Annotated in this window: 24 protein-coding genes; 17 read left to right on the top strand and 7 right to left on the bottom strand. The window is 71.5% G+C overall.

Annotation, left to right across the window (positions count from 1 at the left end; genetic code table 11):
- Nucleotides 1–47 precede the first annotated feature (47 nt).
- From ACYVIP_RS12310 to ACYVIP_RS12320, 3 genes are all read right to left on the bottom strand, one after another.
- Nucleotides 48–1124, bottom strand: coding sequence for an FAD-dependent oxidoreductase (locus tag ACYVIP_RS12310; protein ID WP_460395386.1), 1077 nt, complete (start codon nucleotides 1122–1124; stop codon nucleotides 48–50).
- Between the two features lie 272 nt (nucleotides 1125–1396).
- Entirely contained in the window at nucleotides 1397–2437 is a 1041-nt protein-coding gene (locus ACYVIP_RS12315) for a methyltransferase (protein ID WP_460395388.1), read from the bottom strand.
- Between the two features lie 2 nt (nucleotides 2438–2439).
- Nucleotides 2440–3633: a cytochrome P450 gene (locus ACYVIP_RS12320; protein ID WP_460395390.1), complete on the bottom strand. Its 1194-nt coding sequence runs from the start codon at nucleotides 3631–3633 to the stop codon at nucleotides 2440–2442.
- A gap of 526 nt (nucleotides 3634–4159) precedes the next feature.
- Between ACYVIP_RS12320 and ACYVIP_RS12325 the strand changes: the two genes are divergently transcribed.
- Nucleotides 4160–5173: a helix-turn-helix transcriptional regulator gene (locus ACYVIP_RS12325; RefSeq protein ID WP_460395392.1), complete on the top strand. Its 1014-nt coding sequence runs from the start codon at nucleotides 4160–4162 to the stop codon at nucleotides 5171–5173.
- A 28-nt stretch (nucleotides 5174–5201) separates the two neighbouring features.
- Nucleotides 5202–6599 carry a response regulator transcription factor gene (locus tag ACYVIP_RS12330; RefSeq protein WP_460395394.1) on the top strand — a complete coding sequence of 466 codons (1398 nt, stop codon included), beginning with the start codon at nucleotides 5202–5204 and terminating at the stop codon, nucleotides 6597–6599.
- Between the two features lie 46 nt (nucleotides 6600–6645).
- Here the strand turns inward: ACYVIP_RS12330 and ACYVIP_RS12335 are convergent, their stop codons facing one another.
- Nucleotides 6646–7410 (bottom strand): SDR family oxidoreductase, encoded by a 765-nt coding sequence (locus ACYVIP_RS12335; protein WP_460395396.1) that lies wholly within the window; start codon nucleotides 7408–7410, stop codon nucleotides 6646–6648.
- A gap of 306 nt (nucleotides 7411–7716) precedes the next feature.
- Between ACYVIP_RS12335 and ACYVIP_RS12340 the strand changes: the two genes are divergently transcribed.
- From ACYVIP_RS12340 to ACYVIP_RS12400, 13 genes are all read left to right on the top strand, one after another.
- On the top strand, nucleotides 7717–9192 hold the full coding sequence (locus tag ACYVIP_RS12340) for an FAD-dependent monooxygenase (RefSeq protein WP_460395398.1): 1476 nt from the start codon (nucleotides 7717–7719) through the stop codon (nucleotides 9190–9192).
- Nucleotides 9193–9198: 6 nt separating this feature from the next.
- Nucleotides 9199–9528: a TcmI family type II polyketide cyclase gene (locus tag ACYVIP_RS12345; protein ID WP_460395400.1), complete on the top strand. Its 330-nt coding sequence runs from the start codon at nucleotides 9199–9201 to the stop codon at nucleotides 9526–9528.
- Complete coding sequence (locus ACYVIP_RS12350) at nucleotides 9525–10793, top strand: beta-ketoacyl-[acyl-carrier-protein] synthase family protein (RefSeq protein ID WP_460395402.1); 1269 nt, start codon at nucleotides 9525–9527, stop codon at nucleotides 10791–10793. Before ACYVIP_RS12345 ends, ACYVIP_RS12350 begins: the two co-directional genes overlap by 4 nt.
- Nucleotides 10790–12004: a ketosynthase chain-length factor gene (locus tag ACYVIP_RS12355; protein WP_460395404.1), complete on the top strand. Its 1215-nt coding sequence runs from the start codon at nucleotides 10790–10792 to the stop codon at nucleotides 12002–12004. The genes ACYVIP_RS12350 and ACYVIP_RS12355 overlap by 4 nt, the downstream gene beginning before the upstream one ends.
- Before the next feature lie 19 nt (nucleotides 12005–12023).
- On the top strand, nucleotides 12024–12290 hold the full coding sequence (locus tag ACYVIP_RS12360; protein WP_460395406.1) for an acyl carrier protein: 267 nt from the start codon (nucleotides 12024–12026) through the stop codon (nucleotides 12288–12290).
- 1 nt (nucleotide 12291) lies between these two features.
- A complete protein-coding gene (locus ACYVIP_RS12365; protein ID WP_460395408.1) occupies nucleotides 12292–13248 on the top strand; it encodes an acyltransferase domain-containing protein in 957 nt (318 codons plus the stop codon).
- 17 nt (nucleotides 13249–13265) lie between these two features.
- Nucleotides 13266–14048, top strand: a complete 783-nt coding sequence (locus ACYVIP_RS12370) for an SDR family NAD(P)-dependent oxidoreductase (protein WP_460395410.1) — start codon at nucleotides 13266–13268, stop codon at nucleotides 14046–14048.
- A 7-nt stretch (nucleotides 14049–14055) separates the two neighbouring features.
- Nucleotides 14056–14982 carry an aromatase/cyclase gene (locus tag ACYVIP_RS12375; RefSeq protein ID WP_460395412.1) on the top strand — a complete coding sequence of 309 codons (927 nt, stop codon included), beginning with the start codon at nucleotides 14056–14058 and terminating at the stop codon, nucleotides 14980–14982.
- A gap of 14 nt (nucleotides 14983–14996) precedes the next feature.
- The gene (locus ACYVIP_RS12380; RefSeq protein ID WP_460395414.1) at nucleotides 14997–17414 is read left to right on the top strand and encodes a beta-ketoacyl-ACP synthase 3; all 2418 of its coding nucleotides are present in this window, start codon (nucleotides 14997–14999) and stop codon (nucleotides 17412–17414) included.
- Nucleotides 17411–18187 (top strand): MaoC/PaaZ C-terminal domain-containing protein, encoded by a 777-nt coding sequence (locus ACYVIP_RS12385; protein WP_460395416.1) that lies wholly within the window; start codon nucleotides 17411–17413, stop codon nucleotides 18185–18187. The genes ACYVIP_RS12380 and ACYVIP_RS12385 overlap by 4 nt, the downstream gene beginning before the upstream one ends.
- A complete protein-coding gene (locus ACYVIP_RS12390) occupies nucleotides 18187–18441 on the top strand; it encodes an acyl carrier protein (RefSeq protein WP_460395418.1) in 255 nt (84 codons plus the stop codon). The genes ACYVIP_RS12385 and ACYVIP_RS12390 overlap by 1 nt, the downstream gene beginning before the upstream one ends.
- Before the next feature lie 127 nt (nucleotides 18442–18568).
- The gene (locus tag ACYVIP_RS12395) at nucleotides 18569–18979 is read left to right on the top strand and encodes an antibiotic biosynthesis monooxygenase family protein (RefSeq protein ID WP_460395420.1); all 411 of its coding nucleotides are present in this window, start codon (nucleotides 18569–18571) and stop codon (nucleotides 18977–18979) included.
- On the top strand, nucleotides 18976–19596 hold the full coding sequence (locus ACYVIP_RS12400; protein ID WP_460395422.1) for a hypothetical protein: 621 nt from the start codon (nucleotides 18976–18978) through the stop codon (nucleotides 19594–19596). The genes ACYVIP_RS12395 and ACYVIP_RS12400 overlap by 4 nt, the downstream gene beginning before the upstream one ends.
- 69 nt (nucleotides 19597–19665) lie before the next feature.
- On the opposite strand, the gene ACYVIP_RS12405 is transcribed toward ACYVIP_RS12400, so the two are convergent.
- Together ACYVIP_RS12405 and ACYVIP_RS12410 are read right to left on the bottom strand one after the other, a co-directional pair.
- Nucleotides 19666–20682: a glycosyl hydrolase gene (locus ACYVIP_RS12405; protein WP_460395424.1), complete on the bottom strand. Its 1017-nt coding sequence runs from the start codon at nucleotides 20680–20682 to the stop codon at nucleotides 19666–19668.
- Nucleotides 20683–20799: 117 nt separating this feature from the next.
- On the bottom strand, nucleotides 20800–21852 hold the full coding sequence (locus ACYVIP_RS12410; RefSeq protein ID WP_460395426.1) for a LacI family DNA-binding transcriptional regulator: 1053 nt from the start codon (nucleotides 21850–21852) through the stop codon (nucleotides 20800–20802).
- A 123-nt stretch (nucleotides 21853–21975) separates the two neighbouring features.
- On the opposite strand from ACYVIP_RS12410, the gene ACYVIP_RS12415 reads away from it, so the two are divergent.
- Nucleotides 21976–22317, top strand: a complete 342-nt coding sequence (locus ACYVIP_RS12415) for a cupin domain-containing protein (RefSeq protein WP_460395428.1) — start codon at nucleotides 21976–21978, stop codon at nucleotides 22315–22317.
- A gap of 206 nt (nucleotides 22318–22523) precedes the next feature.
- The gene (locus ACYVIP_RS12420; protein ID WP_460395430.1) at nucleotides 22524–23588 is read left to right on the top strand and encodes a M23 family metallopeptidase; all 1065 of its coding nucleotides are present in this window, start codon (nucleotides 22524–22526) and stop codon (nucleotides 23586–23588) included.
- On the opposite strand, the gene ACYVIP_RS12425 is transcribed toward ACYVIP_RS12420, so the two are convergent.
- Nucleotides 23589–24299 (bottom strand): copper homeostasis protein CutC, encoded by a 711-nt coding sequence (locus tag ACYVIP_RS12425; RefSeq protein ID WP_460395432.1) that lies wholly within the window; start codon nucleotides 24297–24299, stop codon nucleotides 23589–23591.
- Between the last annotated feature and the right edge of the window lie 30 nt (nucleotides 24300–24329).

Raw genomic sequence — 24329 nt, forward strand, 5'->3', positions numbered from 1 at the left:
CCGGCCTGGCCGACCGCGCGGTCGACCAGGCCGGTGAGAAAAGTCGGTCAGCCGCCCAGGAACGAGGTGAGCTTGTCGACGTCCAGGTCGGCGCCCTTGAGCTGGGAGGTGGTCGCGGAGTCGAGCAGGCCGATGGTGGGGGCGTACGCCGCGCCGCCCTCCGGGCCGAGCGGGACGGCGATCCCGGTCGGTTCCGGCTTGTAGGCGGTCAGCGCGCTGCCGCCGTCGATCAGGGTCTGGATGTTGGTCGCGACCACCTCGGCGTGCTGGCGGGCCGCGAACGACAGCTTCGTCTCCGGGATCGCGGTGATGTCGCCGATCGCGAAAACCGTGTCGTGGCCGGGCAGGCGAAGCTCGTCGGTCACCTCGAGGTGACCGTCCGCGCGGCGGGCCGCCGCCAGTTCCTCGGCCAGGTAGCCGGACTGCGGGGTGATGCCGAAGCAGCGGAACCAGATGTCCGCGCTGAGTTCCCGGCCGGTCTCGGTGGTCACGGTGAACCGCTGGTTGGTGGCCGGCTCGGTGGTGGGGGCCTCCCGCAGCCGCGTGCCCAGCACGAGGTCCACGCCGAGGTCGGCCAGCTGCCGGCGCAGTTCCTCGCGGAACTCCGGGGCGTAGGCGCCCGCCAGCACGTCGTCGGCCGGGTCGATGATCGTCACCTGCTTGTCCGGCCAGGTGGTGGTGATCTCGCCGGTCAGCTCGAGGCCCACCGGACCCGCGCCGAGGATGAGCACGTCCTTCGCCCGCTTCAGCGCGTCGTGTGTGGCGGCGACCTTGGCCCGCGCCGCCGCGCTGTCCACCAGGTCGGTCTTGGCCGGGAAGGGGTACAGGGACCCGGTGGCCAGCACGATGTAGTCGGCGGCGAGGCGGGTGCCCGACGCGAGGGTGACTCCCGTGGCGTCGACCGACTCGGCCCGGTCGCGGATCACCCTGCCTCGGGTGAGCAGCTTGCCGAGGGGAAGGTAAACCCGGTCCAGCCAGTCCGGGTCGACCACGGAACGCAACGCGGCGATGTTGTGGAAGAACGCGTCCCGCGGTTCGACGAGAACCACGTCGGCCACCTCGTCCAGCGCTTTGGCGACTGCCGTTCCGGCATATCCGCCACCCACTACCACTACGACGGCCACGAGGCTCACTCCTTGCTCTACAACGGAATATGGCCGCCGACCCTAGCGCCGGTGACAATTCCGGTCAACTTATCCCCGAATTTCGGTATCGGCTACACCAGCCCCATTCCATCGTCATTTGTCCGGACTTTTCTGACAAGATTCCTATGAGCCGGGTCATGCTCTTCCGTGGGTCACTCCGCAGGACGGGCCACAGTTGGCTTGACTGGCCGACCAGATGCGGCTAGGGCGTCATGCCGCCGGCGTCGCGCCGGCGGCATGACGACCGCGCCTCAGACCGGACGGGCCACCAGGCACGAGTACCGGGTGTCGACGTCCAGCGGGGTGATGTCCACCAGCGCGAAACCGGTCGTGGCGAACAGCTGCTCGAACTCGGCCTTCGTGCGTTCCCGGCCGCCGGTCAGCACCATCAGGTTCAGGTCGCTCAGGTAGTAGTGGTCGGGCACCTCGCCGTCCACGGCCGGGGGCAGCACGTACTCGACGACGAGCAGCCTGCCGTCTGCCGGGATGACCGCCCGGCAGTTGCGCAGGATCGTCGCGGCCCGCTCGTCGTCCCAGTCGTGCAGCACGCTCTTGGCGCAGTACAGGTCGGCGCCGCCGGGCAGGGCCGCCAGGAAGTCGCCGGTCTCCACCAGCGCCCGGTCGGCCAGCCCGTTCTCGGCGAACCGGGCGGTGGCCCGAGCGCCGCCCTCGGCCGAGTCGAAGACGACCCCGCGCAGCGCGGGATGGGCCAGCAGCACCGACTCCAGCAGCTTCCCGTCGCCGCCGCCGATGTCGAGCATCGTCGAGAACCGGCCGAAGTCGAACGTCCTCGCCACGGCCACGTTGACCGCCTGCGTCTCCTGGCTCATCGACGCGTCGAACAACGCCGACAGCTCGTTGTGGGCCCGGATGCCCGCGAAGAACGGCTTGCCGAACAGCTCGTCGAACTCCGGCTTGCCGGTGCGGACGGTGTGCGCGAGGTTCTCCCACGGCCGGGTGCACATCGGGTCGGTGAAGAACTCGGTGAAGGCCGGCGCCGCGGCCGCGTGGCCGCCACGCAGCAGTTCACCCATCGTGGTCACCGCGAAGGTGCCGGGTTCGGTCTCGCGCAGCACCCCGACCGCGGCCAGCGCCCGCAGCAGCCGCAGCGTCGCGTCGGCGTGCAGGTCCAGCGCACGGGCGACCTCCGCCGAGGACCGCCCCTCGTCGGGGATGGCGTCGACCACCCCCAACTGGACTCCCGCCCGCAACAGGGAAGACCACATGTACGCGTTACTGAGCAGCTGCAACTTGACGAGTTCCGTGCTGACTTCTTCCACCGATCGTGTCACGCTCACCACTCCACCCACATGTGTCTCGGACCCCGGACCAACATCCGGCGTTTCCACTCGATCTCCCCGACGACGTGCAGTGTCGGCATCTCCGTCACCAGCGTGCGCATGGCTTCCTGGAGCTCCACCCGCGCCAGCGGCGCGCCGACGCAGTGGTGGATGCCGTGCCCGAATCCGACGTGGTGGTTGTCCTTCCGGTCGATGACGAGCCGGTCGGGGTCGGCGAACCGCCCGCCGTCCCGGTTGGCCGCGCCGATGGCGACGAGCACGTGGTCACCCGCCCGTACCAGCGTGCCGCCCACCTCGACGTCCTCGGTGGCGTAGCGCGGGAAGTCGGCGCGGGCGCCGAGCGGGATGTAGCGCAGCAGTTCCTCCACCGCGCCGGGCACCAGCCCGGGGTCGGCGCACAACCGGTCCCACAACCCTGGCTGTTCCCGCAGCGTGTACACGAAGTTGGGGATCTGGCTGGCGGTCGTCTCGTGCCCGGCCACCAGAATTCCGATGCACAGGTCGACCAGCTCGAACTCGCTGAGCCGGTCGCTGGTGTCCCGTGCCTCGATCAGCGCGGTCATCAGGTCGTCGCGCGGCTGTGCCCGGTGCCGGGCAACCAACTCGGTGATGTAGTCCCGCAGCTCGACCATGTTCTGCTCGTAGGCGGCGGCGGTCAGCCCGCTGGTCGACAGCGCGGCGTCGCTCCACGCGCGGAACGCGACACGGTCGGCGATCGGCACGCCGAGCAACTCGCAGATCACCTCGACCGGGATGGGCAACGCGTACGCCTCCACCAGATCGGCGGGCGCGCCGGACCGCCGCATCTGGTCGAGCAGGCGGCGGGCCATGCCGGCGATGCCGGGGCGCAGGTGCTCGACCCTGCGCATGGTGAAGGCCTTGCCGACGAGGCGGCGCAGCCGGGTGTGGTCCGGCGGGTCGGCGGACATGAGCACGCCGACTTCCCGCTTGTGCCGCGACATTCTCGGCAGGTCGCTGCGCTGCGACTCCGCCCTGGAGAACCGGGAGTCGCCGAGCACGAACCGGGCGTCGGCGTAGCGGGTGACCAGCCACGCCGGTTCACCGTGCGGTAATTGCACCCTGGTCAGCCCGTCGTGTTCTCGAACCACGGCGTACCGGCCGTGGATCTCGGTGCCCGCCTCGTCGTTGAACGGATAGTCGTGCGTTCTTTTTTCCGTGCTGGTCATCGCCGTTCCTTGCATGATCGTCGAACAAGCGGACGGAGGTGAAGTGGGAGAACCGGCGGAGGAAAGAAAGAGGCCGTGCCTTTGGAGATTGCCGGGCACGGCCCGGCACGCCAAGCCGGCATGATGTAGGTCACAATCGATTCAGGGTCGGCCCGCAGCGCGGCCCGTCAGGTCGCCCGTATGGCGGCTCGCCGGGGCCCCGGCCCGGTGGTATCGATGAGTAGAGTGGGATCGTCACTCACTGAGACATGGGGGTCACACAATGGGTTCGCGACGGCATTCTGGGCCGTCAACGGCAGCCTCGGCTCACGGCATCGACGCGTTGTTCGGCGTATTCGTCGCTCGTCTGGAAGGTCATCCCCCAACATCGACCAGCTCGGCGGATCTCGCGTCGCGGTGCCCCGCGTCGCGGGCCGCGGTCCTTCTCGTCCGAGGTGGCGACCGCGCCGTCGTCGTCCAGCACGCGCGGCGCGCGCTCACCGGCGAGGAATGCGCGACCAGTTCGAAATGTAAGTGGTACGCGATAATGTCGCTCATTTACGCCGACGAGATCGTGCTCGCCGACCAGTATTCCTTCCTGCTGGACCGAATGCGAAACGATTCCGTTTCCATTTTGGCCAGGCAGGCGATGGAACTGCTGACCGGCCGGATCGCGTTCCTGCTCGGGGACGCGGCGGCGGCCACGGTGACGCTCGAACGGCTCCTCGCGCGGCCGGTACACGTCGCGATGCGGGGCCTCACGGTGGCCTGGCTGGTGGAGGCGCTGGTGAACACCGGCCAGGTCGCCGCCGCCTGGCGCGTGCTGGCCGAACACAACTACACCGGCGAGTTCCCGGCGATGCTGCCGAACTGGCCGGACCTGCTCGCGGCCCGCGGTGCGGCGGCGGTGGCGGAGGGGCGCGTCGCGGAGGGCCTGGCCGACTTTCTGGCGTGTGGCCGTGAGCTCGGCTCCCGCGAGTTGGCCAACCCGGCCGTGATCTCGTGGGCGGCGCCGGCCGCACGGGCCGCGTTGGTGCTGGGGCAGGTGGACCGGGCCGCGGCGCTGTCGAGCACGGAGCTCGGCTACGCGCGGCGCTGGGGCAGTCCCCGCGCGATCGGCCGCGCGCTCGCGGTCGAGGCGCTGCTCGCGCGCGGACAGCGGGCCGCGGACCTCGCCGACGAGGCCGCCGGCCTGCTCGACGTGGCCCACGCGCGGAACGAATCACCTGAACTGCTCATCGCGTTCGGAAACCACCTGTCCGGGCAGGGCATCCGCGGCAGCGCCGCACGGATGCTGCGGCGGGCGATCGAGCTGGCGACCGAGTGCCACAACCCCCACTGGGCGGACCGGGCGGGCGCCGCGCTGCGCGCGGTCACCACCCACGCCCTGACCGAACAGGAACGCAAGGTCGCGATCCTGGCCGGCGCCGGATACAAGAACAGCGAGATAGCCGACCGGCTGTCCGTTGCCCGGCGCACGGTCGAGTTCCATCTCTCGGCGACCTACCGCAAGCTGGGTATCTCCGGCCGCCGCGAGCTCTCCACGACCTCGCTCGACTGAGCCGGACACCAACCTGGGAGACATGAACGTGTCGGGGACAACCACGTGCGCGCACAGTGCCTACCTACGCAACCTCCGTACCCAACGTCAGGAGCTCCAGCGGCGCGGGAAGTGGACGCACGCCGCGCGGCTGGTGCTCGACGGCGCGGACAAGACGATGACCGGCGCGGAGTTCGCATGTGGACAGTGGCTGCGCCACATCGTCGACGCGCCGGGAATGCCAAGCGCGGACAAGGAGTCGCTGGCCTGCGCCGGCTGCTGCGGGCAGGCGCACTCGCTCGGCTACGCGGTCAAGTCCTACCAGCTGGCCAGCAGCGGCGTGCAGCGCGACGTCGCCGTCGCGTTCGCCAGGCGGGCGCTGGAGCTGGCCAACCGCCGGGACGCCGACGCGGTCTGGTACGCCACGCTCACCCTGATCTACGCCGAGGAACTGGAACTGGCCGGGCAGCACTGCGCGGAGCTGGCGGAGTCCAGGACGTGGCTGTCCGCGCATGGCAACCCGGAGCGCCTCGCCGCACTCCGGGCCAGGGTGCTCGCGCTGTCCGGGCACCCGAGGAACGCGGCGACGTTGCTGCGCAAGGTGGTCCTGCGCTCGGGCAGCCCGGCCCTGGTCGTGGTGGCCACGGTGTGGCTGGTCGAGGTGCTGGCCGAGCTCGGCGAGTTCGACGAGGCGAGTGACCTGCTGGAGCCGGGCGGGGTGACCGATGTCGGGGTCACCCCGCTGGACACCGCGTTCACGCTCGCCGCGCGGGGCAGCCTGGACTTCGCCACCGGCCGGTTCCGCCGCAGCCTGGAGCACTTCATGGCGTGCGGCCGGATCCTGACCGCGCTCGGCATCTGCAACTCGGCGGTCATCCGCTGGCGGTCCAAGGCGTCGGTGAGTGCCTTCGCGTTGGACCGCAACGATCTCGCCATCGTGCTGGCGCGGCGGGAGCTGGAGAACACCGAGACCTGGGGCACCGCGTGGCTGCGTGGCCAGGCGCTGCACGCCCTGGCCCTGGTCCAGCGCGACGAGCACAGCCTGCCCCGGCTACGCAAGGCGGCCGTGATCGCGTCGACCGGGCCGGTGCGCAGCGAGCGTGGCCAGGTCTACTACGACCTGGGCACCGTGCTCGCCGAACGGTCGGCCAAGGAGGAGGCCCGCGGCGCGTACGCCGTCGCGCAGGAAGTGGCCGCCGCCCACCAGAACCCGGTACTGCTGGACCGTGCGGGGGAGGCGATCGAGCGGCTGACGGGCACTCACCGCGCCACCGCGCTGACCCCGCAGGAGAACCGGGTCGCCCGGCTGGCCAGGGCGGGGCAGAGCAACAGAGAGATAGCCGGAGAGCTTCACCTGTCGGTGGGCACGGTGGAACAGCACCTGTCCAACGCCTACCGCAAGCTCGGCATCTCCGGCCGGGCCGATCTCTCCTACGCGATGGCCTGAGCCAGCGGTGCTGAGTGGCCGCCAGGCGGCGGCCACTCAGCACCGGTCAGCCAAGCAGGGTGCCGCCGGTCGAGTCCAGGCACGCGCCGGTGACCCATCGCGCGTCCGCCGAGGCGAGGAACGCGACCACGTCGGCGATCGCGCCGGCATCACCGACGCGGTTGAACGCCGACAACCGCGCCAGCTGTGCGACGACCTCGGGGATGTCGAACACCGGTGAGCCGTTGTCGGTGATCCCGGCGAGCACGCTGTTGACGGTGATCCCGCGGGCCGCGAGGTGGCGGGCGAAATGCAGGGTCAGTTGGTCTATCGCCGCCTTCGTCATCGCATAGGCGACCTGGTCGGGCTGGGCGACCCTGGTGACCCCGGAGCTGATGTTGATGATCCGGCCGCCGTCGCGCAACACGGTCAGTGCCCGCTGCACGATGAACAGCGGCGCCTTGGCGTTGATCGCCACCAGTCGGTCGAACTCCTCGGCGGTGAGCTCCTCCGGCTGCACGCCCAACGTGGCGATCCCGGCGTTGTTGACGAGGATGTCGAAGCGCGCCTCCCCGGTGCGTTCCTTGAGTCCCGCTTCCAGCTGCTGGAACAACTCGTGCACGTCGCCCGGAACGCCGAACCGCGCGCCGACGGCGAAGGCGCGGCCGCCGTCGGACTCCACCGCGGCGACGGTTTCCTTCGCCGCGGTCTCGTTCTCGGCGTAGTGCACCGCGACCAGCGCGCCATCGCGGCCGAGGCGCAGCGCGATCGCCCGACCGATGCCGCGACTTGCTCCGGTGACCAGTGCCGTCTTGCCTGCGAGCCTTTCCATGGCAGGTTGCCGCCTCTCGTTTTTTCGGGGGTTTGCGTGCGACAGACGATCGATAGTGCCGAGCCGGACAACCCGGTCCCGGTGCACTGTGACCCCCATCACAGGGAAGGCTTGGTGGTACCACAGCGGACCCCGGTCGCTCTTGACTCGAGTTCGCCTCGCGCCGCAAACTTCAAATATCGATCGCCCAGTGTCGGGCAGATTCCCAGCATCATCGAAGACACATTTGTCGCGTGAATTTCTGTGGCGCACCCATCGTATTCCGTGCACATTCTCGTGCACCGAAACCACCGAGGGATGTCTACTGTGGACTCTGACGTCATCGTCGTCGGCGCGGGCCCGGCCGGGCTCATGCTGGCCGGGGAGTTGCGGCTGGCCGGAGCCGCGGTGACCGTGCTCGAACGCCTTGCCGACCGCAGCGGGGAGTCCCGCGGCGTCGGCTTCACCACCCGGACCATGGAGATCTTCGACCAGCGCGGGCTGCTGTCCCGGTTCGGCGAGCTGGACACCGGCGACCTCGGCCACTTCGCCGGTATCCCACTGGACTTCGGCGAGCTCGACGGCGACCACCCCGCCGCGCGGACGGTGCCGCAGTCGCAGACCGAGACGGTGCTGGAGAAGTGGGCATTCGAGCTCGGCGCCGACGTGCGGCGGGGGGTGACCGTCACCGACGTCACCCAGACCGGCGAGTACGCCGAGGTCACCGCGGCCGGGAAGCGGCTGCGCGCGTCCTATGTGGTCGGTTGCGACGGTGGCCGCAGTGTGGTGCGGCAGGTGGGCGGCTTCGACTTCCCCGGCACCGACGCGACCAGGGAGCTGCTGCTCGCCGATGTGCGCGGCATCCAGGTGGCGCCCAGGATGATCGGCAGGACCCTGCCGGCGGGCATGGTGATGGCCGGGGTCATGCCCGGCGGCGTCACCCGGCTCATCGTCAGCGAGGCGGGCAGCCGGCCGACCGACCGCGAAGGGCCGGTGACCTACGCGGAGGTGGCGCGGGCCTGGCGGCAGGTCACCGGCGAGGACGTCTCCGCGGGCGAACCCGTGTGGGTGAGCGCGTTCGGCAATGTGGCCAGGCAGGCGGACACCTACCGCCGCGGCCGGTTCCTGCTGGCGGGCGACGCGGCGCACGTGCACCTGGCCGCTGGCGGACAGGGCATGAACACGAGCATCCAGGACTCGGTCAACCTCGGCTGGAAACTGGCCGCCGTGGTGCGCGGCACCAGCCAGGAATCCCTGCTGGACACCTATCACGACGAACGGCACCCGGTCGGCCAGCGGCTGCTCACCAACACCCAGGCGCAGGGCCACCTGATCCTGTCCGGTCCCGAGGTCGGGCCGCTGCGCGCGGTGCTGACCGAACTCACCGCGCTGCCGGAGGTCCGGCGCCACCTGGCCGCGATGGTCACCGGGATCGAGATCCGCTACGACACCGGCGGCGGCACACATCCCCTGCTCGGCCTGCGCATGCCGCACTGGACTCTGTCCACATCGGACGGCCAGGTGACCACGACGGAGCTGTTGCGCCCGGCCCGCGGCCTGCTGCTCGACCTCACGGGCAACCAGGTCCTGCTCGACCGGGCGGCACTGTGGGCGGACCGGATCGACCTGTGCGCCGGCACGCCCGCCGACGACCGGACCGCCGCGCGGGCGGCGGGCACCGGTGCGGTGCTCGTCCGGCCGGACGGACACGTCGCCTGGGCCGCCCCCGGCAGCGACACCGACCTGCCGACGGTGCTGCGCCGGTGGTTCGGGCCACCCCGTGACCAGACGAAACGGAAGTGATCGGACATGCACAGCACGCTGATCGTCGCCAGGTTCGCGACGGACTCGACCACCGAGGTCGCCACGCTGTTCGGCGACTTCGACAACACCGACATGCCCTACCGGATGGGCACGCTGCGCCGGCAACTGTTCAGCTACCAGGGGCTCTACTTCCACCTCCAGGACTTCGCCGACGACAACGGCGGCGAGCGGATCGACGCGGCGAAGACCGACGAGCGGTTCCAGGCGATCAGCGCGAACCTGCGGCCACACCTGGTGGCCTACGACCCGGACACCTGGCGCTCCCCGGCCGACGCCATCGCCACCCGGATCTACAACTGGGAGCAACAACCATGAGCCAACGACGTGTCGCCATCACCGGCCTCGGGGTGGTGGCGCCCGGCGGGATCGGCGTCAAGGAGTTCTGGGACCTGGTCTGCGCCGGCCGCAGTGCCGCCAGGACGGTGACCCTGTTCGACCCGGCGCCCTACCGGTCGCGGATCGCGGCCGAGGTCGACTTCGACGCCGAGCGGCTCGGGCTGCGGCCGCAGGAGATCCGCCGGATGGACCGGGCAGCGCAGTTCGCCGTCGTGGCCACCAGGGAGGCGATGGCCGACAGCGGCCTCGACGTCGCGACGCTCGGTCCACACCGGATCGGTGTGGCCATGGGCACCGCGGTCGGCGCGACCATCGCGCTGGAGAACGAGTACCGGGTGCTCAGCGACGACGGCCGGCTCACCGCCGTCGACCACACCTACGCCTCCCGGCACCTGTACGAGGTGGTGGTGCCCAGCTCGTTCGCCACCGAGATCGCCTGGGACACCGGCGCGGAGGGGCCGGGCTCGGTGGTGTCCACCGGCTGCACCTCCGGGATCGACTCGGTCGGGTACGCCGCCGAGCTGATCCGCGACGGCTCCGCCGACGTGATGGTCACCGGCGCGGCGGACGCGCCGATCTCCCCGATCACCGTCGCCTGCTTCGACGCGATCAAGGCGACCAGCACCTACAACGACGACCCGGCGCACGCCTGCCGCCCGTATGACCGGTCCCGCAACGGTTTCGTGCTCGGCGAAGGCGCCGCGGGGATCGTGCTGGAGGAGTACGAGCACGCCAGGCGGCGCGGGGCGCACATCTACGCCGAGATCGCGGGCTACGCGTCGCGGTCCAACGCCTACCACATGACCGGCCTGCGCGCCGACGGCGAGGAGATGTCCGAGGCGATCGACGCCGCGCTGCGCCAGGCGCGGCTCAACGCCACCGACATCGGCTACGTCAACGCGCACGGGACGGCGACCAAACAGAACGACCTGCACGAGACCAACGCGGTCAAACGCAGCCTCGGCGAGCACGCCTACCGGGTGCCGATGACCTCGATCAAGCCGGTGGTCGGGCACTCGCTCGGCGCCATCGGCTCGATCGAGGTCGCGGCGTCCGCGCTGGCCATCGAGCACGACGCCATTCCGCCGACGGTCAACCTGTACGACCAGGACCCCGAGCTGGACCTGGACTACGTGCCGCTGACCGCGCGGGAGCAGCGGACCGACGTGGTGCTCAGCCTCGGCAGCGGGTTCGGCGGGTTCCAGAGCGCGATGGTGCTCGCCGCGCCGGGGCGGGCGGCGTGACCGCGGCGGTGTTCACCGGCATCGGCGTCGCCGCGCCCAACGGCCTTGGCACCGAGCAGTACTGGGCGGCCACCCTCGCGGGCCACAGCGGCATCGGCCGGCTCACCCGGTTCGACGGCGGCCCCTACCCGGTCACCCTGGCCGGCGAGGTGCCGGGGTTCGACCCGGCCGAGCACCTGCCGAGCAGGCTGATCCCGCAGACCGACCTGATGACCCAGCTGGCACTGGTCACCGCGGACTGGGCGCTGGCCGACTCGGGACTGCGGCCAGGAGAGCTGCCGGAGCTGGGCGCCGGGGTGGTGACCGCGAGCTCCACCGGCGGCTTCGAGTTCGGCCAGCGGGTCATGCAGAACATGTGGAGCAAGGGCGCCAAACACGTCAGCGCCTACCAGTCCTACGCCTGGTTCTACGCGGTGAACAGCGGGCAGATCTCGATCCGCAACGGACTGCGCGGGCGCAGCGGGGTACTGGTCAGCGACCAGGCCGGCGGCCTCGACGCGCTCGCCCAGGCCCGCCGCCAGCTCCGCGACGGCGCGACCATGGTCGTCACCGGCGGGATGGAGTCGGCCATCTGCTCGTTCGGGCTGGTCTCGCTCATGGCCTCGGGCAGGCTGAGCACGGCCGTCGATCCCGGCCGCGCCTACCTGCCGTTCGACGAGGGCGCTGGCGGGCACGTCTACGGCGAGGGCGGCGCGCTGCTGGTGCTGGAGAACGCCGAGTTCAGCGAGGCGCGAGGCGCGCGGGTGTACGGCGAGCTGGCCGGCTACGGGGCCACCATGGATCCCCGGCCGGGCAGCGGGCGGGAACCGGGGCTGCGCAGGGCGATCGAGCTGGCGCTGGACGACGCCGCGGTGTCCCCGACCGAGGTGGACGTGGTGTTCGCCGACGCCGCCGCGCTGCCCGAGCTGGACCGGATCGAGGTCGACGCGATCAACGACGTGTTCGGTGCCGGCCAGGTCCCGGTCACCGCGCCGAAGACGATGACCGGGCGGCTGGCCGCGGGCGCGGCGTCGCTCGACGTCGCGGCGGCGCTGCTCGCGCTGCGCGACGGCGTCATCCCGCCGACGGTCAACGTGTCCTGCGCGCCCGGCTACGACCTGCAGCTGGTCACCGGGCGGCCGGTGCGGGCGGGGTTGCGCACCGCGGCCGTGCTCGCCAGGGGGTACGGCGGCTTCAACGCCGTGGCCATCATCCGTGCCCGTCCACGATGACCGCACTGGAGGAGAACCGATGAACCGTGAGTTCACCGTTGCCGACCTGGCCCGCATCCTGCGGCTGGCCGCTGGTGAGGACGGCGGGGTCGCCGAGGAGACCGTCGACGTCCCGTTCCACGAGCTGGGGCTGGAATCGCTGGCGCTGCTGGAGGCGAGTGTGCTGATCAGACAGGAGTTCGGGGTCGACCTCGACGACTCGGTGCTCACCGACGCCGGCAACCCGCGCGCGCTGGTCGGCATCGTCAACAACCACCTGTCCGTGACCGCGGGCACGGACGGCTGACGTGCGCGGCGCGACCGTCCTGCTGCTCCCCGGCCAGGGTGCGCAGTACCCCGGCATGGCCGTCGAGGTGTACCGGCGCGATCCCGGGTTCGCCGAGGTGGTCGACGAGTTCCTCGACGCGATGGGCACGGACGGCCGGCGGCTGCGCGCCGGCTGGCTCGCCGGCGGGCCGGTGGCCGGCGCCGACGACGGCCGCTTGGCGCAACCGCTGCTGTTCCTCGTCGGGTACGCGGCGGCCCGCACGCTCATCGCCCGCGGGGTGGCCGCGGACATCCTCATCGGCCACAGTGTCGGCGAGCTCGCCGCGGCCGCGGTCGCCGGGGTACTCGACCTGCGCACGGCCGCGCGCGTCATCGTCCGTAGAGGACACGCGATCGCGGGCACCCCGGCCGGCGGCATGCTCGCGGTCGCGGCCACGCCGGAGCAGGTCGCGCCGTGGACCGGCGAGCGGGTCGTGGTCGGCGCCCACAACGCGCCGAGGCAGACCGTGCTGGCCGGCCCGGAGACCGATCTCGCGCGGGTGGAGACTGCGCTGCGGGCGGCTGGCCTGACCTGCCGGCGGCTCGCCGCGAACCAGCCGTGGCACTCGCCATCGGTCGCCGGCGTGGTCCGCGGGTTCACCGAGGTCCTCGCGGCGGAAACCCTGCGCCCGCCCCGGATCCAGATCCGGTCAACGCACACGACGCGCGCGGTGACCGCGGCCGAGGCCACCCGGCCGGGGTTCTGGGCCGGGCAGCTCAGCGCACCCGTGCTGTTCTGGCCCGCACTGTCCACTGTGCTCACCGAGGGCGCGGGCAGGCTGATCGAGACCGGGCCGGGCACCGGGCTGTCCACTCCGGCCCGAGGGCACCCCACAGTCCGGTCGGGACAGTGCACGGTGGAGACCCTGTTGCCTGGCAAGGGAATTGGTGAATGGACCGCGTGGTGCCGGGCGCTGGAGCGGCTCGGCGCCGCCTGACACGAACGGGAGGAACCATGACCGGGGAACACCCCGTGGCCCTGGTGACCGGGGCGACCAGCGGTATCGGACTCGCCGTCACCGACCAGCTCGCGGCCACCGGCCACCGCGTGTTCATCGGCGCGCGGACCGAGGAGAACGTCATCGCGACGGTGAAAGCGTTGCGGGAGAAGGGATACGACGTCGACGGCGTCCCGCTGGACGTGCGGTCCGGGGAGGCGGTGCCGCGGTTCGTCGAGGCCGCGCTCGCCCGATTCGGCCCGGTGTCCGTGCTGGTGAACAACGCGGGCCGCAGCGGGGGAGGAGTGACCGCTCAGCTCACCGACGACCTGTGGGACGACGTGCTGGCGACCAACCTCACCAGCGTGTTCCGACTGACCCGCGCGGTGCTCACCACCGGCGGCATGCTGGCGGCCGGCCACGGCCGGATCGTCAACATCGCGTCCACGGCGGGAAAGCAGGGGGTGGTGTACGGCGCGCCGTACTCGGCGTCCAAACACGGCGTGGTCGGGTTCACCAAGGCGCTCGGCAACGAGCTCGGGCCGACCGGGGTCACCGTCAACGCGGTGTGTCCCGGATACGTGGAAACCCCCATGGCGGCCCAGATCCGGCAGCGGCACGCGGCCGGGCTGGACCTCACCGAGGACCAGGTGCTGGCGCGGTTCCTCGCGAAGATCCCGCTCGGCCGGTACTCGACACCGGAGGAGGTCGCCGGGCTCGTCGGCTACCTGGTGTCCGCCTCGGCCGCGTCCATCACCGCGCAGGCGATCAACGTCTGCGGCGGTCTCGGCAACTTCTAGGAAGGGGATGGCTGTGCGCGACGTCGAGCACGAGATCGTGGTGGACGCCGGAGCCGACGAGGTGTACGGGCTGCTCGCGGACGTGGCGAACTGGCCGCGGATCTTCCCGCCGACCATCCATGTGCGACGCCTTGACGAAACCGACGGGACGGAGCGGATCCGGATCTGGGCCACCGCGAACGGGGACGTGCGGGACTGGACCTCCCTGCGCGTGCTGGACCCCACGGCGCGGCGGATCGAGTTCCGCCAGGAGATCTCGCCACCGCCGGTCGCGTCGATGACCGGTAGCTGGCAGGTGGAACCGTTGACGGACAACAGCTCCCGCGTCCGGCTCGGACACACCTACCGGGCGGTCGACGACGACCCGGTGGACCTGGAGCGCATCGACCGCGCCGTGGACACCAACTCCCAAGCCGAACTGGCCGCGCTGGCGGCCACGGCGGAGCCGGGCACCGACGAGCTGACGTTCTCCCTGACGGACAGCGTGCGCGTCGACGGCGCGGCCAAGGACCTGTACGACTTCGTGTACGAGGCGAACCGGTGGGCGGAGCGGTTGCCGCACGTGGCGTCGGTGCGGCTGACCGAGTCCGCGCCCGGCGTGCAGTTGCTGGAGATGGACACCCTGGCCCGCGACGGGTCGACGCACACCACCAGGTCCCACCGCGTGTGCCTGCCGTCCCACGGGATCGCCTACAAACAGGTCACGTTGCCACCGCTGATGCGGCTGCACACCGGGTACTGGTCGTTTCGCGACACCGGTGACGGGGTGGTGGCCACCTCGCGGCACACCGTGGTGCTCAACCAGGACAACTTCGCGCTGCTCGGTCCCGGCGCGGACGCCGCCGCCGCGCGGGAGCTGGTCGCGAACTCGTTGTCCGCCAACAGCAGGGCCACGCTCGACCACGCCAGGGCGTACGCCGAAGCGAGGCGGTGACGGTGGTGCCGGACGTGACCCAGGTCGTGGTCGTCGGTGGGGGACCGGTGGGTCTGCTGCTCGCGGGTGAGCTGCGGCTCGGCGGCGCGGACGTCGTCGTGCTGGAGACCCGCACCGAGCCGACGACCGAGTCACGCGCCTCGACGCTGCACGCCCGCACCATGGAGCTCCTCGACGGGCGTGACCTGGTGGCCCGGCTGGGTTCCCCGCCCAACGAGCTCACCGGGCACTTCGGCGGCATCCCGGTCAGCCTGGCCGCGCCGACCGGCTACCCGGGACAGTGGAAGGTCCTACAGGCCACGACGGCCCGCGTGCTGGAGGACTGGGCCGGCGGGCTCGGCGCGGACATCCGCCGAGGGTACGAGGTGTGTGCGCTGACCGACACGGGGTCGGGAGTGGACGTCGTGGCGTCCGGCGCACGGGGCCCGGTCACCGTGCGCGCGGACTTCGTCGTCGCGTGCGACGGCGAACAGAGCACGGTGCGGGCGCTGGTCGGCGCCGAGTTCCCCGGCAGGCCGGCGACCCGCGAGCTGTTCCGGGCCGACATCGCCGGCATCGACATCCCCGGCCGGCGGTTCCACCGGCTGCCCCGGGGATTCGCCACGGCGGGCCGGCTGCCCGGCGGGCTGACCAGGGTGATGGTGCACGAGTTCGGCCGGCCGGCCGCCGGCGGGTTCAGCGAGCTGGTCGGGATGTGGGCGCGGGTGGTCGGGGACGACCTCGGTGCCGGCAAACCGGTGTGGGTCAACAACTTCACCGACGCCGTCCGGCAGCTGACCAGCTACCGGCATGGCCGGATCCTGTTCGCCGGCGACGCCGCGCACCAGCAGCCGCCGATCGCCGGCCTGGCCCTCAACCTCGGCCTGCAGGACGCGGCGAACCTCGGCTGGAAGCTCGCCGCGCGGGTGGCGGGCCGGGCGCGCGAGGAGCTGCTGGACAGTTACCACGACGAGCGGCACGCCGTCGGCGCCAGGACCCTGACCGCCATCCAGGCCCAGGCCGAGGTGCTGTTCGGCGGCCGGGAGGTGGAGCCGCTGCGGACGCTGCTGGGCGAGCTGGCGGCCTACCCTGCGGTCCAGGGCCACCTCGCCGCGCTGGTCGGTGGCCTGGACGTGCGCTACGACCTGGGCGATGACCATCCGCTCGTCGGCACGCGGGCGACCTGCCGCCTGCCCAATCCCGGGCGGGGTGCGCTGCTGGTGTCCGGCGACGCGGACCACCTGCGCGCGGCGGCGGCACCGTGGGCCGACCGAGTGGACATCACCGAACTGGCCGCCGAACTGGCTACCGTGCCGGGTTCCCCGTCCGCGCTGCTCGTCCGGCCCGACGGGCACATCGCCTGGCTGTCCGGCGCATGCGGGTCGCTGCCCGGTGCGCTGCGCCGCTGGTTCGGCCAGGAGAACCCGGTCGAACCCGATTCCCACCAGCCCAGGAGGCCGGCCATGACCGGGAAGACGCTCACCATCCCGCGGCGCGGGCACAGCCGGCTGCTCGGGGTCGGCGCCTACCGGCCGCGACGATCGGTGTCGAACGCCGAGATCTGCGAGCTGATCGACTCGACCGAGGAGTGGATCGAGACCAGGTCCGGCATCACGGCGCGCGGGTTCGCCGCGTGGGACGAGACGCTGCCGATGATGGGCGCGGAGGCGGGCGCCAAGGCGCTCGCGCACGCCGGGCTCACCCCGGACCAGGTCGACCACGTGATCGTGACGACCTGCTCGAACAAGGTCCACGTGCCGGCACTGGCCAACGCGGTCGCCGACCGGCTCGGCGCGCACGGCGCGAGCGGGTTCGACCTCGGCGCCGGATGCGCGGGGTTCTGCCACGCGCTGGCGTCGGCCGCGGACACCATCGCCCTCGGCCAGGCCGACCACGTGCTGGTGGTGAGCGTGGAACGGATGCGCGACGTCGCCGACCCGCACGACCGGGGCACCTCGTTCCTGCTCGCCGACGGCGCGGGCGCCGCGGTGGTCGGGCCGTCGGCGGAGCCGGGAATCGGGCCCGCCGTGCGCGGCAGCGGCGGCGCCATCGAGGCGCTGCGGATGACCAGCCTCTGGGACGACCCGCCGGAACCCCGGCCAACGCTGCGGATGGACGGCAAACGGGTGTTCCGGTGGTCGATGACCGACGTGCTGCCCGCCGCTCGGAAAGCCATCGCGGCCGCCGGTCTGCGGCCGGCCGACCTGGCGGCTTTCGTGCCACACCAGGCGAACCTGCGGATGATCGAGATCATGGCCGCCGAGCTGGGGCTCGCGCCGGACGCGGTGGTGGCCCGCGACGTGCGCGACGCGGGCAACACCAGCAGCGCGTCGGTGCCGCTGGCGTTGTCCCGGGTGCTCGACAGTGGCTCCGTGCCGAGCGGCGCACCGGTGCTGCTGCTGGGTTTTGGCGCCGGGCTGGCCTACTGCGGACAGGTCGTGCTGGCGCCATGACCACCATGATCGTCACCACGATGCCGGTACGGGACTCGGCCATCAGCGCGTTCGCCAGCGTGCTCGGTGAACCCCGGGACACGGTGCCGCCGACGTTCGCCATCGTCCCCGTGCTGCGGGCGGTCCGGGAGCTGCTGGGGCCGGCCTACTCCGGGACCGTGCATCGCGGCCAGGAGCTGACCCACCACCGGCCGATCCGGGCTGGTGACGTGCTCGACGCCAGGGCCCGGCTGCGGGACCGGCGCACCGTCGGCGGCATGGTGGTGTCCAGAGTGGACACCGAGGTGCGCGACGGCGCGGGGCGGCCGGTGTGCACGGCGTTGACCACTCTGGTGGCACCCGGCACGAGCACCGGGCGGCCGACGACGGCGCCGGTCGCCGACGAACCGGAGTGGGGACCGTTCGCGGTACCCGTGCGGCACACCGACCTCGCCAGCTACGCGGCCGCCGCGGACGACCCGAACCCGATCCACCTCGACACGGCAGCGGCGGCCGAGGCGGGCCTGCCCGGCGTGGTCGCGCACGGCATGTTGACCGTGGGGCTCGCCCTGCGGGTGCTGGCCACCGTCCTTGGTGGCCCGGTGCCGGTGACCGCGTGGACGGCGACGTTCCGCGCACCGGTCATCGTCGGGCCGGGCCACGCGGTGCCACTGCGGGTGTCCGGCCGCGCCTTCCCGTCCCGGCACGAGCTGCGGGTCACCGTGGCCGGACAGCTCGCGGTCGTGGTCGGGGCCGAGACCGGTTCCGTCAAACCCACTCCGGAGGTGCGTTGATGTCCCCGTTCACCGTCGCCGAGCTCGGCGACACGATCGCCACGTGCCTTGGCACCGACTCCGGCACGGCGATCACCGAGTCCACTGTGGACGTCAGTTTCGCTGAGCTCGGCTACGACTCGCTCGCGGTGTACGAGCTGATGACCCGGCTGCAGGACGACGTCGGTATCGAGGTGTCCGACGACGACATCGACACGCTCACCACCCCACGACTGGTCATCGAGTTCGTCAACAGTCGCACCGAGGGCCGGTAAACCGGCGCCCGGGGACGCGTTCGGCGCCCGACCGCTCACGAGGCGGCGGTGTCGTGCGCGTGCGCGGCCCGGGTCGTTGTCACACGATCACGGCGGCCCGGGCCGCCACTTCTCCGAGGAGGACACGATGAACGACACCGTCAAACTCGCCCGCTCCACGGTCGGGCGCGACCCCGGCGAGGCCGTCGGGCTGACCGACGCGATCGGGACCGACACGGTCACGATGATCAACGTGTTCGAGGTGCCGGTGGCGCAGGCCGCGCGGTTCCTCGAACGCTGGCGCGACAACGCCACGGTCATGTCCCGCCAGCCCGGGTTCGTCGGCGCCGAGATGTACCGGGCGCTCGCCGACGACGCCCGGTTCCGGTTCATCAACGTCGCCCGCTGGGCGAGCGGCACCGCGCTCGCCGACGCCCGCAAGAACCCAGAGTGGCGCGCGTCGGTCCAGCGCATGATGGACGACGAGTACCTGGACGCCAGGGCGAACCCCATGGTCTACGAGCTGGCGCTGGACGTCATCCCGGAGGTGCGGCCGTGACGACGACCCCGTCGGCCGCCGCCCCGGCCGCGCTCGACCGCCAGGACGCCGCGCTGACGGCCGTGGAACTGACCACCGTGACACCCGGCGAATCGCTGTGGGACACCGCGGAAAGCCTTGGCACGCACTGGCAGCGCGCCCCGTGGCCCGCCGGCCTGCTGTCGGTGAACATCTTCACCAGCCTCGACGACACCACGCTCCTCGCGGTGTACCAGTTCCGTTCGGACAGTGCCCTGCCGGACTCCCTCATGCCGGGCAGTACGACGTTTCGGTACCGGCTCCACCACGGCATGGACGCGGCACCCGACGCGCGGGCCACGTGCTACCACACGGTCATCCGCACGAGCGAGGACCACGCCGACGCCGAACGGCACATCGACGCCCTGCTGGAGCGCCTCCGGACGATCCCGGACATCGGGTCCCCGGTGGAGGGCAGCTTCCACATCGCGCTCGACGGCAGCTCGACGCTGCTGTACTCCGCCTGGGAGAGCAAGGAGGCCCACGACCAGCACATGGAGGGCATGCGCCACACCATGGCCGACCTGTACGCCGGCCTGCCCGCACCGGTGAACGTCCAGCAGTACCGCCACCACCAAACCCTGGCGGTGCCCCACTGACAAGCGGATGCCCTGAATGGGTCGTTGCGGACGTTGAACGTCGCCAATGACCCATTCAGGGCATGCCACCTACGCCCCGGGGATGGTGAACTCTCCCTGGTTGAGCACTCGTGGGTGGAAGTAGCCTGCCTGGATCTCGGTGTTGGTGTTGTTGCCACGCAACTGTTCTGACCAGACCATGAAGTATGTCCAGCGGGTCTGGCTGTCCAGAAGGGACGCGTTGGGGATCTTGCCCGTCTCGGCGACCGCGATCGGCCTGCCGGCGGCGATGCCCTGGAGTTGTTGGTAGTCGGCCGAACTGGGGTAGCCCTTGTACCAGACGTCCAGCGACACCACGTCGACGTACTGGTGCCCCGGGTAGTAGGCCGCCCAGTTCCCGGCCGGGTTGTCCTGCACGTTCCACACCCAGACCAGGTTGTCCAGCCCCTTGCCCACCAGGTAGTCGTGCGTGATCCGGTACAGCCGCGCGCCGCCGTCGGCACCCGGCCGGTCGCCCCACCAGTTCCAGGACTCGTTCATCTCGTGCAACGGCCGGAACAGCACCGGCACCCCCGCCGCCTTCAGCTGTTGGAGGTACGGCACGACCTCGTCGAGCCGTCGTTTCCAGGCGTTGTTGAGGCTGGTGCCGTCGGTGACGACCTGGGCGAACTGGTCGTCGGTGATGTTGGTCCGCACGCCGCCGTCGAACTGACAGGTGCTGGCGCCGGTCGGCGTGCAGACGTGCCAGGTCAGGGTGACCAGCGAGCCGTTGGCCCACTCGGTCCTCGCCTGGTCGATGACCCGCTGGCGATTGGCGACGTCCTCCGGCCGGAACATCAGGTCGCCGCCCCACAGGCCGGGGTACTGGCCGGTGATGTCCTTGACCTGCTGGGTGTACTGGCCGGGAAGGCTGGCGGGTTCCTTGTTGTGCTGCCCGGAGACGATGTGGCGGCCGGTGATCGAGCCGAGGTAGTCGATCACCTGCTGGCGGGACGATGCCGGGAACGCCAGCGCGTCCCGGGGCGGTGCCACGAACAGGACTCCCAGTGCGGTGAGCACGACCGCGGTGGCCGCGCCAAGCCGTCGACGGAACGCTTTCGGGTGCACGAGGTTCTCCTCTATGTCGGACTTTGCCTTGCAGGGTCGGCGATCCGAACTAGAGCGCTCTATCCCATAGACGGTAAGTCTTCCGTAGTAACAACGTCAATGCCGAACTAAAACGCACTAGTGAACCGGTGGCGCGGTGGACCCGCGCGGAACCAGGCTCGGCACGTGCGCGAGCTGGCTGGCGGCCGGGGGCGCGCCGTCGATGACCGCGAACAGCGTCCGCGCGGCCTGCGCCCCGAAGGAGAACACGTCGTGTCGCATCGCCGACAGCGTCGGCCGGGTGAGCTGGCACAGCTGGGAGTCGTCCCACGCGAGCACCGACAGGTCCCCGGGCACCGACAGCCCGAACTCCGCCGCCACCCCGAGCGCGGCCACCGCCATGACGTCGTTGTCGAACACGATCGCCGTCGGCGGCCGGGCCGCCGCCAGCAGGCCCCGGCACGCCCGGCTGCCCTGGTCGGCGGAGAAGTCGGCCACGACGGTGCTGGCCTCCAGCCCCAACTGCCCGGCGACCGAGGTGAACGCCTCGGTGCGGAGCACGCTGTGCCCGAGCTCGGCCGGCCCGCTGACCCTGGCGATCCGCCGATGCCCCAACGCGGCCAGGTAACGCACGGCCTCCTCGATGGCGGCGGCGTCATCGGTCCAGACCGAGGTGAACGGCCCGGCCAGACTCGGGTGCCCGACCACGACGGCCGGCAGCCCGATCCCGCTCAACGCCGGGACCCGCGGGTCGTTCACCCGCAGATCCACGAGGATGCTGCCGTTGACCCGACCGCCCTGCCACCACTCGCGGTGCACCTCGACTTCCTCGTCGGGTTCCACCAGTCGCAGCAGCAGCGAGCACGACCGGTGCTTGAGCACACTCTCGATCCCGGAGATGAACTCCATGTAGAAGGGCTCCAGCCCCAACAGCCGCGCCGGCCGCGCGATCGCCAGACCCACGGTGTGGACGCGATGTCCGGCCAGCGAGGACGCGGCCAGGTTCGGCCGCCACCCCAGTTCCCGAGCGGCCGCCAGGATGCGCTCCCGCGTGGCGACCGAGACCCCCGGCTTGTCGTGCAACGCGATCGTCACCGCCGAGGGAGACACCCCGGCCCGCGCGGCGACGTCCTTGATCGTCGCCTTCCGCCCGCCGCGCGCCGGATCGGCCTGCCTCGCCAGTGGACCCACCCTCTTCCGGTCATGGGGAGGGTACCGCGCTAGCACTAAAGCGCTCTAGTTCGCCGCGGACGCTTGACCTCGGCCTTGGTCGAGGTTCTACCGTTTCCCGAACACGACTGGGAGGTCTTGCGCATGGCTGGCACGCCCCCGCGGGTCCGCGGGTTCAGTTCGGCGATCGGCGAGGACGCGGTCCGTTTCGGCGACCGGATCCTGATCGCGCCCGCCCTCGACAAGGACGCCGGCGGGTCGATGAGTGCCTATACGTCGTTCTTCTACGCGGGGGCGCGCGCCGACCTGCCGGCCTCGTACGCGGAGGTCTGGGTGGTGCTCAGCGGAGCGTTGCGAGTGGGGGCCGAAGGCGACGCCGTGATTGTGCGGGCAGGCGATTTCGTGCACGTGCCGGAGCAGGCGCCGGGGATCGTCGAGGCCATCGAGGACACCACGATGGTCTGCGTGTCGGTGCCCGCACATTGACCAGGCGGGCCCACAGATCTCGTCTCCGGACTGCCTACCAGGCGCCCGGAGTCAACCCCCGAATGGTTCATGTTATCCGAATGTTGTGACACATGTCCTAATCGGGTGGATTCCGGGTGGCCGGTGCCGCATAGTCGCGGCACCCCGCCCCCGGGTGCGCAACGGTGTCCCCGCGCCGCGTGCCCCGAACCCGCACTGGAGCTCCCATGGGTGCGCGTCGACGACAGACGCGAGCCACGTTCGTGGTCCTGCTGGCCGCAACGACCGTCGCCTCGATGATGATCATGCCGTCCGCCGCTGCCCAGCCCTCGGTGGACGACCAGTTGGCCGCGGCCGAGGCGGAGCTGGACGCGGCGCAGGCCCGCCTGGCCAAGACGTTCGAGGCGTTCGCCGTCGCCGACCAGCGCCACAAGAAGGCCGAGGCCGCCGCGAAGGCCGCAGCCGGCGCGGTGAACCGGACCAGGGCGGAGGCCAGCGCGGCCACCGAGCACGAGCAGGCGACAAGGCTGGAGTTCGACGAGTTCGCCGCCGCGAGCTTCCAACACCAGGGCACCATCGGCTCGATCCGTGCCTACCTCGGCGTCGAGAGCCCGGGGGAGCTGCTGGACCGCGCGTCGATGTTGCGTGCCCTGTCCGCCGAGTACGTCGACGTCCTGGACTCCACCAGCAAGGCGGTGGACCGCAGGTCCACCGCCGACCGCCAGGCACAGTCGGCGCTCGACCAGGCCGTGACCAACCGCGACGCCGCCGCGAAGGCCAGGACCGACGCCGAACGCGCCTACCGCACCGCCGTCGACGTCCAGGACGAGGCCAAGGCCGAGACCTCCCGCCTCGCCGACCGCCGCGCCGAGCTGAGCAGCGCCGGTTCGGGCGGCTCTGGCGGTTCGGGGGAGGTCGTCCGCCCCGCCCAGGGCACGTTCACGTCCGGCTACGGCGCCCGCGGCGGCACCATCCACTTCGGCATCGACATCGCCAACAGCATCGGCACCCCGATTCTGTCGGCGATGGCCGGTGAGGTCATCGACTCCGGCCCGGCGAGTGGGTTCGGCCTGTGGGTCCGGGTCCAGCATCCCTCCGGGGAGATCACCGTCTACGGCCACATCAACGAGTCCCTGGTCAGCGTCGGCCAACAGGTGGCCGCCGGGGAACAGATCGCCACCATGGGCAACCGCGGCCAGTCCACCGGCCCGCACCTGCACTTCGAGGTCCACGAGGGCGGCAACAAGATCGACCCACTCCCATGGCTGCGCGGCCACGGGATCACCCTCTAGCTAGCTCGTGACCGCACAGAGCGCGCTGACCTCGTCCGGGTCGGTCTCGAAGCGGTCGTGGCCGGCGGGCACGTCCAGACCGGCGTAGGACACCTCGCCCGGTGCGGCGGTCCCGGTTGGCCTGCGGGGTCCCGCGTGCAGGTCGCGGACCCCGGTCTGCGCGACGACCCACGCGGCGTTGGCGGCCCGCACCCCGCCGCACGCCATCACCTCGACACTGGTCCGGCCGACGAGTTCGCTGATGAGCGGCGCGCCGTCGAGGACCGACAGGCGCCGCCCGGAGGTCAGCACGCGGGTGAACCCCAGCGCGGCGATGCGGTCCAGGGCCTGCCGGGAGTCCGCGCTGACGTCGATGGCGCGATGGAAGGTGGTCTGGATCCCGTCCGCCGCGTCGACGAACGCGGCACAGGAGTCGCTGATCCGGCCGTCGGCGGTCAGCGCCCCGACCACGACCCCGGCCGCGCCGTACCGGCGGGCGCCGGCGACATCCCGGGCGATGAGGTCCAGCTCGTCGGGGTCGTAGTGGAACCCGCCGGGCCGGGGCCGAACGAGCACGTGCACCTCGGCCAGCTCGGCGGCGGCCTCGATGAGCGCGGCGCTGGGTGTGAGCCCGCCATCGGACAGCCCGGCACACAACTCGACCCGCGCGGCTCCGGCCGCCGCCGCGACCCGCACCCCGGCCAACGACTCAACACTGATCTCCACGCGCATCCCGCCAGTATCCGGAAGGGGGGTACCTGC

It is taken from the genome of Actinophytocola sediminis (assembly GCF_054779715.1).

What these genes read in the sequence shown, in the direction of transcription:
- ACYVIP_RS12375 (WP_460395412.1), top strand. Translation starts at nt 14,056, where the DNA reads ATGGCTGTGCGCGACGTCGAGCACGAGATCGTGGTGGACGCCGGAGCC.
- ACYVIP_RS12335 (WP_460395396.1), bottom strand. Translation starts at nt 7,410, where the DNA reads ATGGAAAGGCTCGCAGGCAAGACGGCACTGGTCACCGGAGCAAGTCGC.
- ACYVIP_RS12395 (WP_460395420.1), top strand. Translation starts at nt 18,569, where the DNA reads ATGAACGACACCGTCAAACTCGCCCGCTCCACGGTCGGGCGCGACCCC.
- ACYVIP_RS12385 (WP_460395416.1), top strand. Translation starts at nt 17,411, where the DNA reads ATGACCACCATGATCGTCACCACGATGCCGGTACGGGACTCGGCCATC.
- ACYVIP_RS12350 (WP_460395402.1), top strand. Translation starts at nt 9,525, where the DNA reads ATGAGCCAACGACGTGTCGCCATCACCGGCCTCGGGGTGGTGGCGCCC.
- ACYVIP_RS12370 (WP_460395410.1), top strand. Translation starts at nt 13,266, where the DNA reads ATGACCGGGGAACACCCCGTGGCCCTGGTGACCGGGGCGACCAGCGGT.
- ACYVIP_RS12325 (WP_460395392.1), top strand. Translation starts at nt 4,160, where the DNA reads ATGTCGCTCATTTACGCCGACGAGATCGTGCTCGCCGACCAGTATTCC.
- ACYVIP_RS12425 (WP_460395432.1), bottom strand. Translation starts at nt 24,299, where the DNA reads ATGCGCGTGGAGATCAGTGTTGAGTCGTTGGCCGGGGTGCGGGTCGCG.
- ACYVIP_RS12345 (WP_460395400.1), top strand. Translation starts at nt 9,199, where the DNA reads ATGCACAGCACGCTGATCGTCGCCAGGTTCGCGACGGACTCGACCACC.
- ACYVIP_RS12415 (WP_460395428.1), top strand. Translation starts at nt 21,976, where the DNA reads ATGGCTGGCACGCCCCCGCGGGTCCGCGGGTTCAGTTCGGCGATCGGC.
- ACYVIP_RS12360 (WP_460395406.1), top strand. Translation starts at nt 12,024, where the DNA reads ATGAACCGTGAGTTCACCGTTGCCGACCTGGCCCGCATCCTGCGGCTG.
- ACYVIP_RS12420 (WP_460395430.1), top strand. Translation starts at nt 22,524, where the DNA reads ATGGGTGCGCGTCGACGACAGACGCGAGCCACGTTCGTGGTCCTGCTG.
- ACYVIP_RS12320 (WP_460395390.1), bottom strand. Translation starts at nt 3,633, where the DNA reads ATGACCAGCACGGAAAAAAGAACGCACGACTATCCGTTCAACGACGAG.
- ACYVIP_RS12390 (WP_460395418.1), top strand. Translation starts at nt 18,187, where the DNA reads ATGTCCCCGTTCACCGTCGCCGAGCTCGGCGACACGATCGCCACGTGC.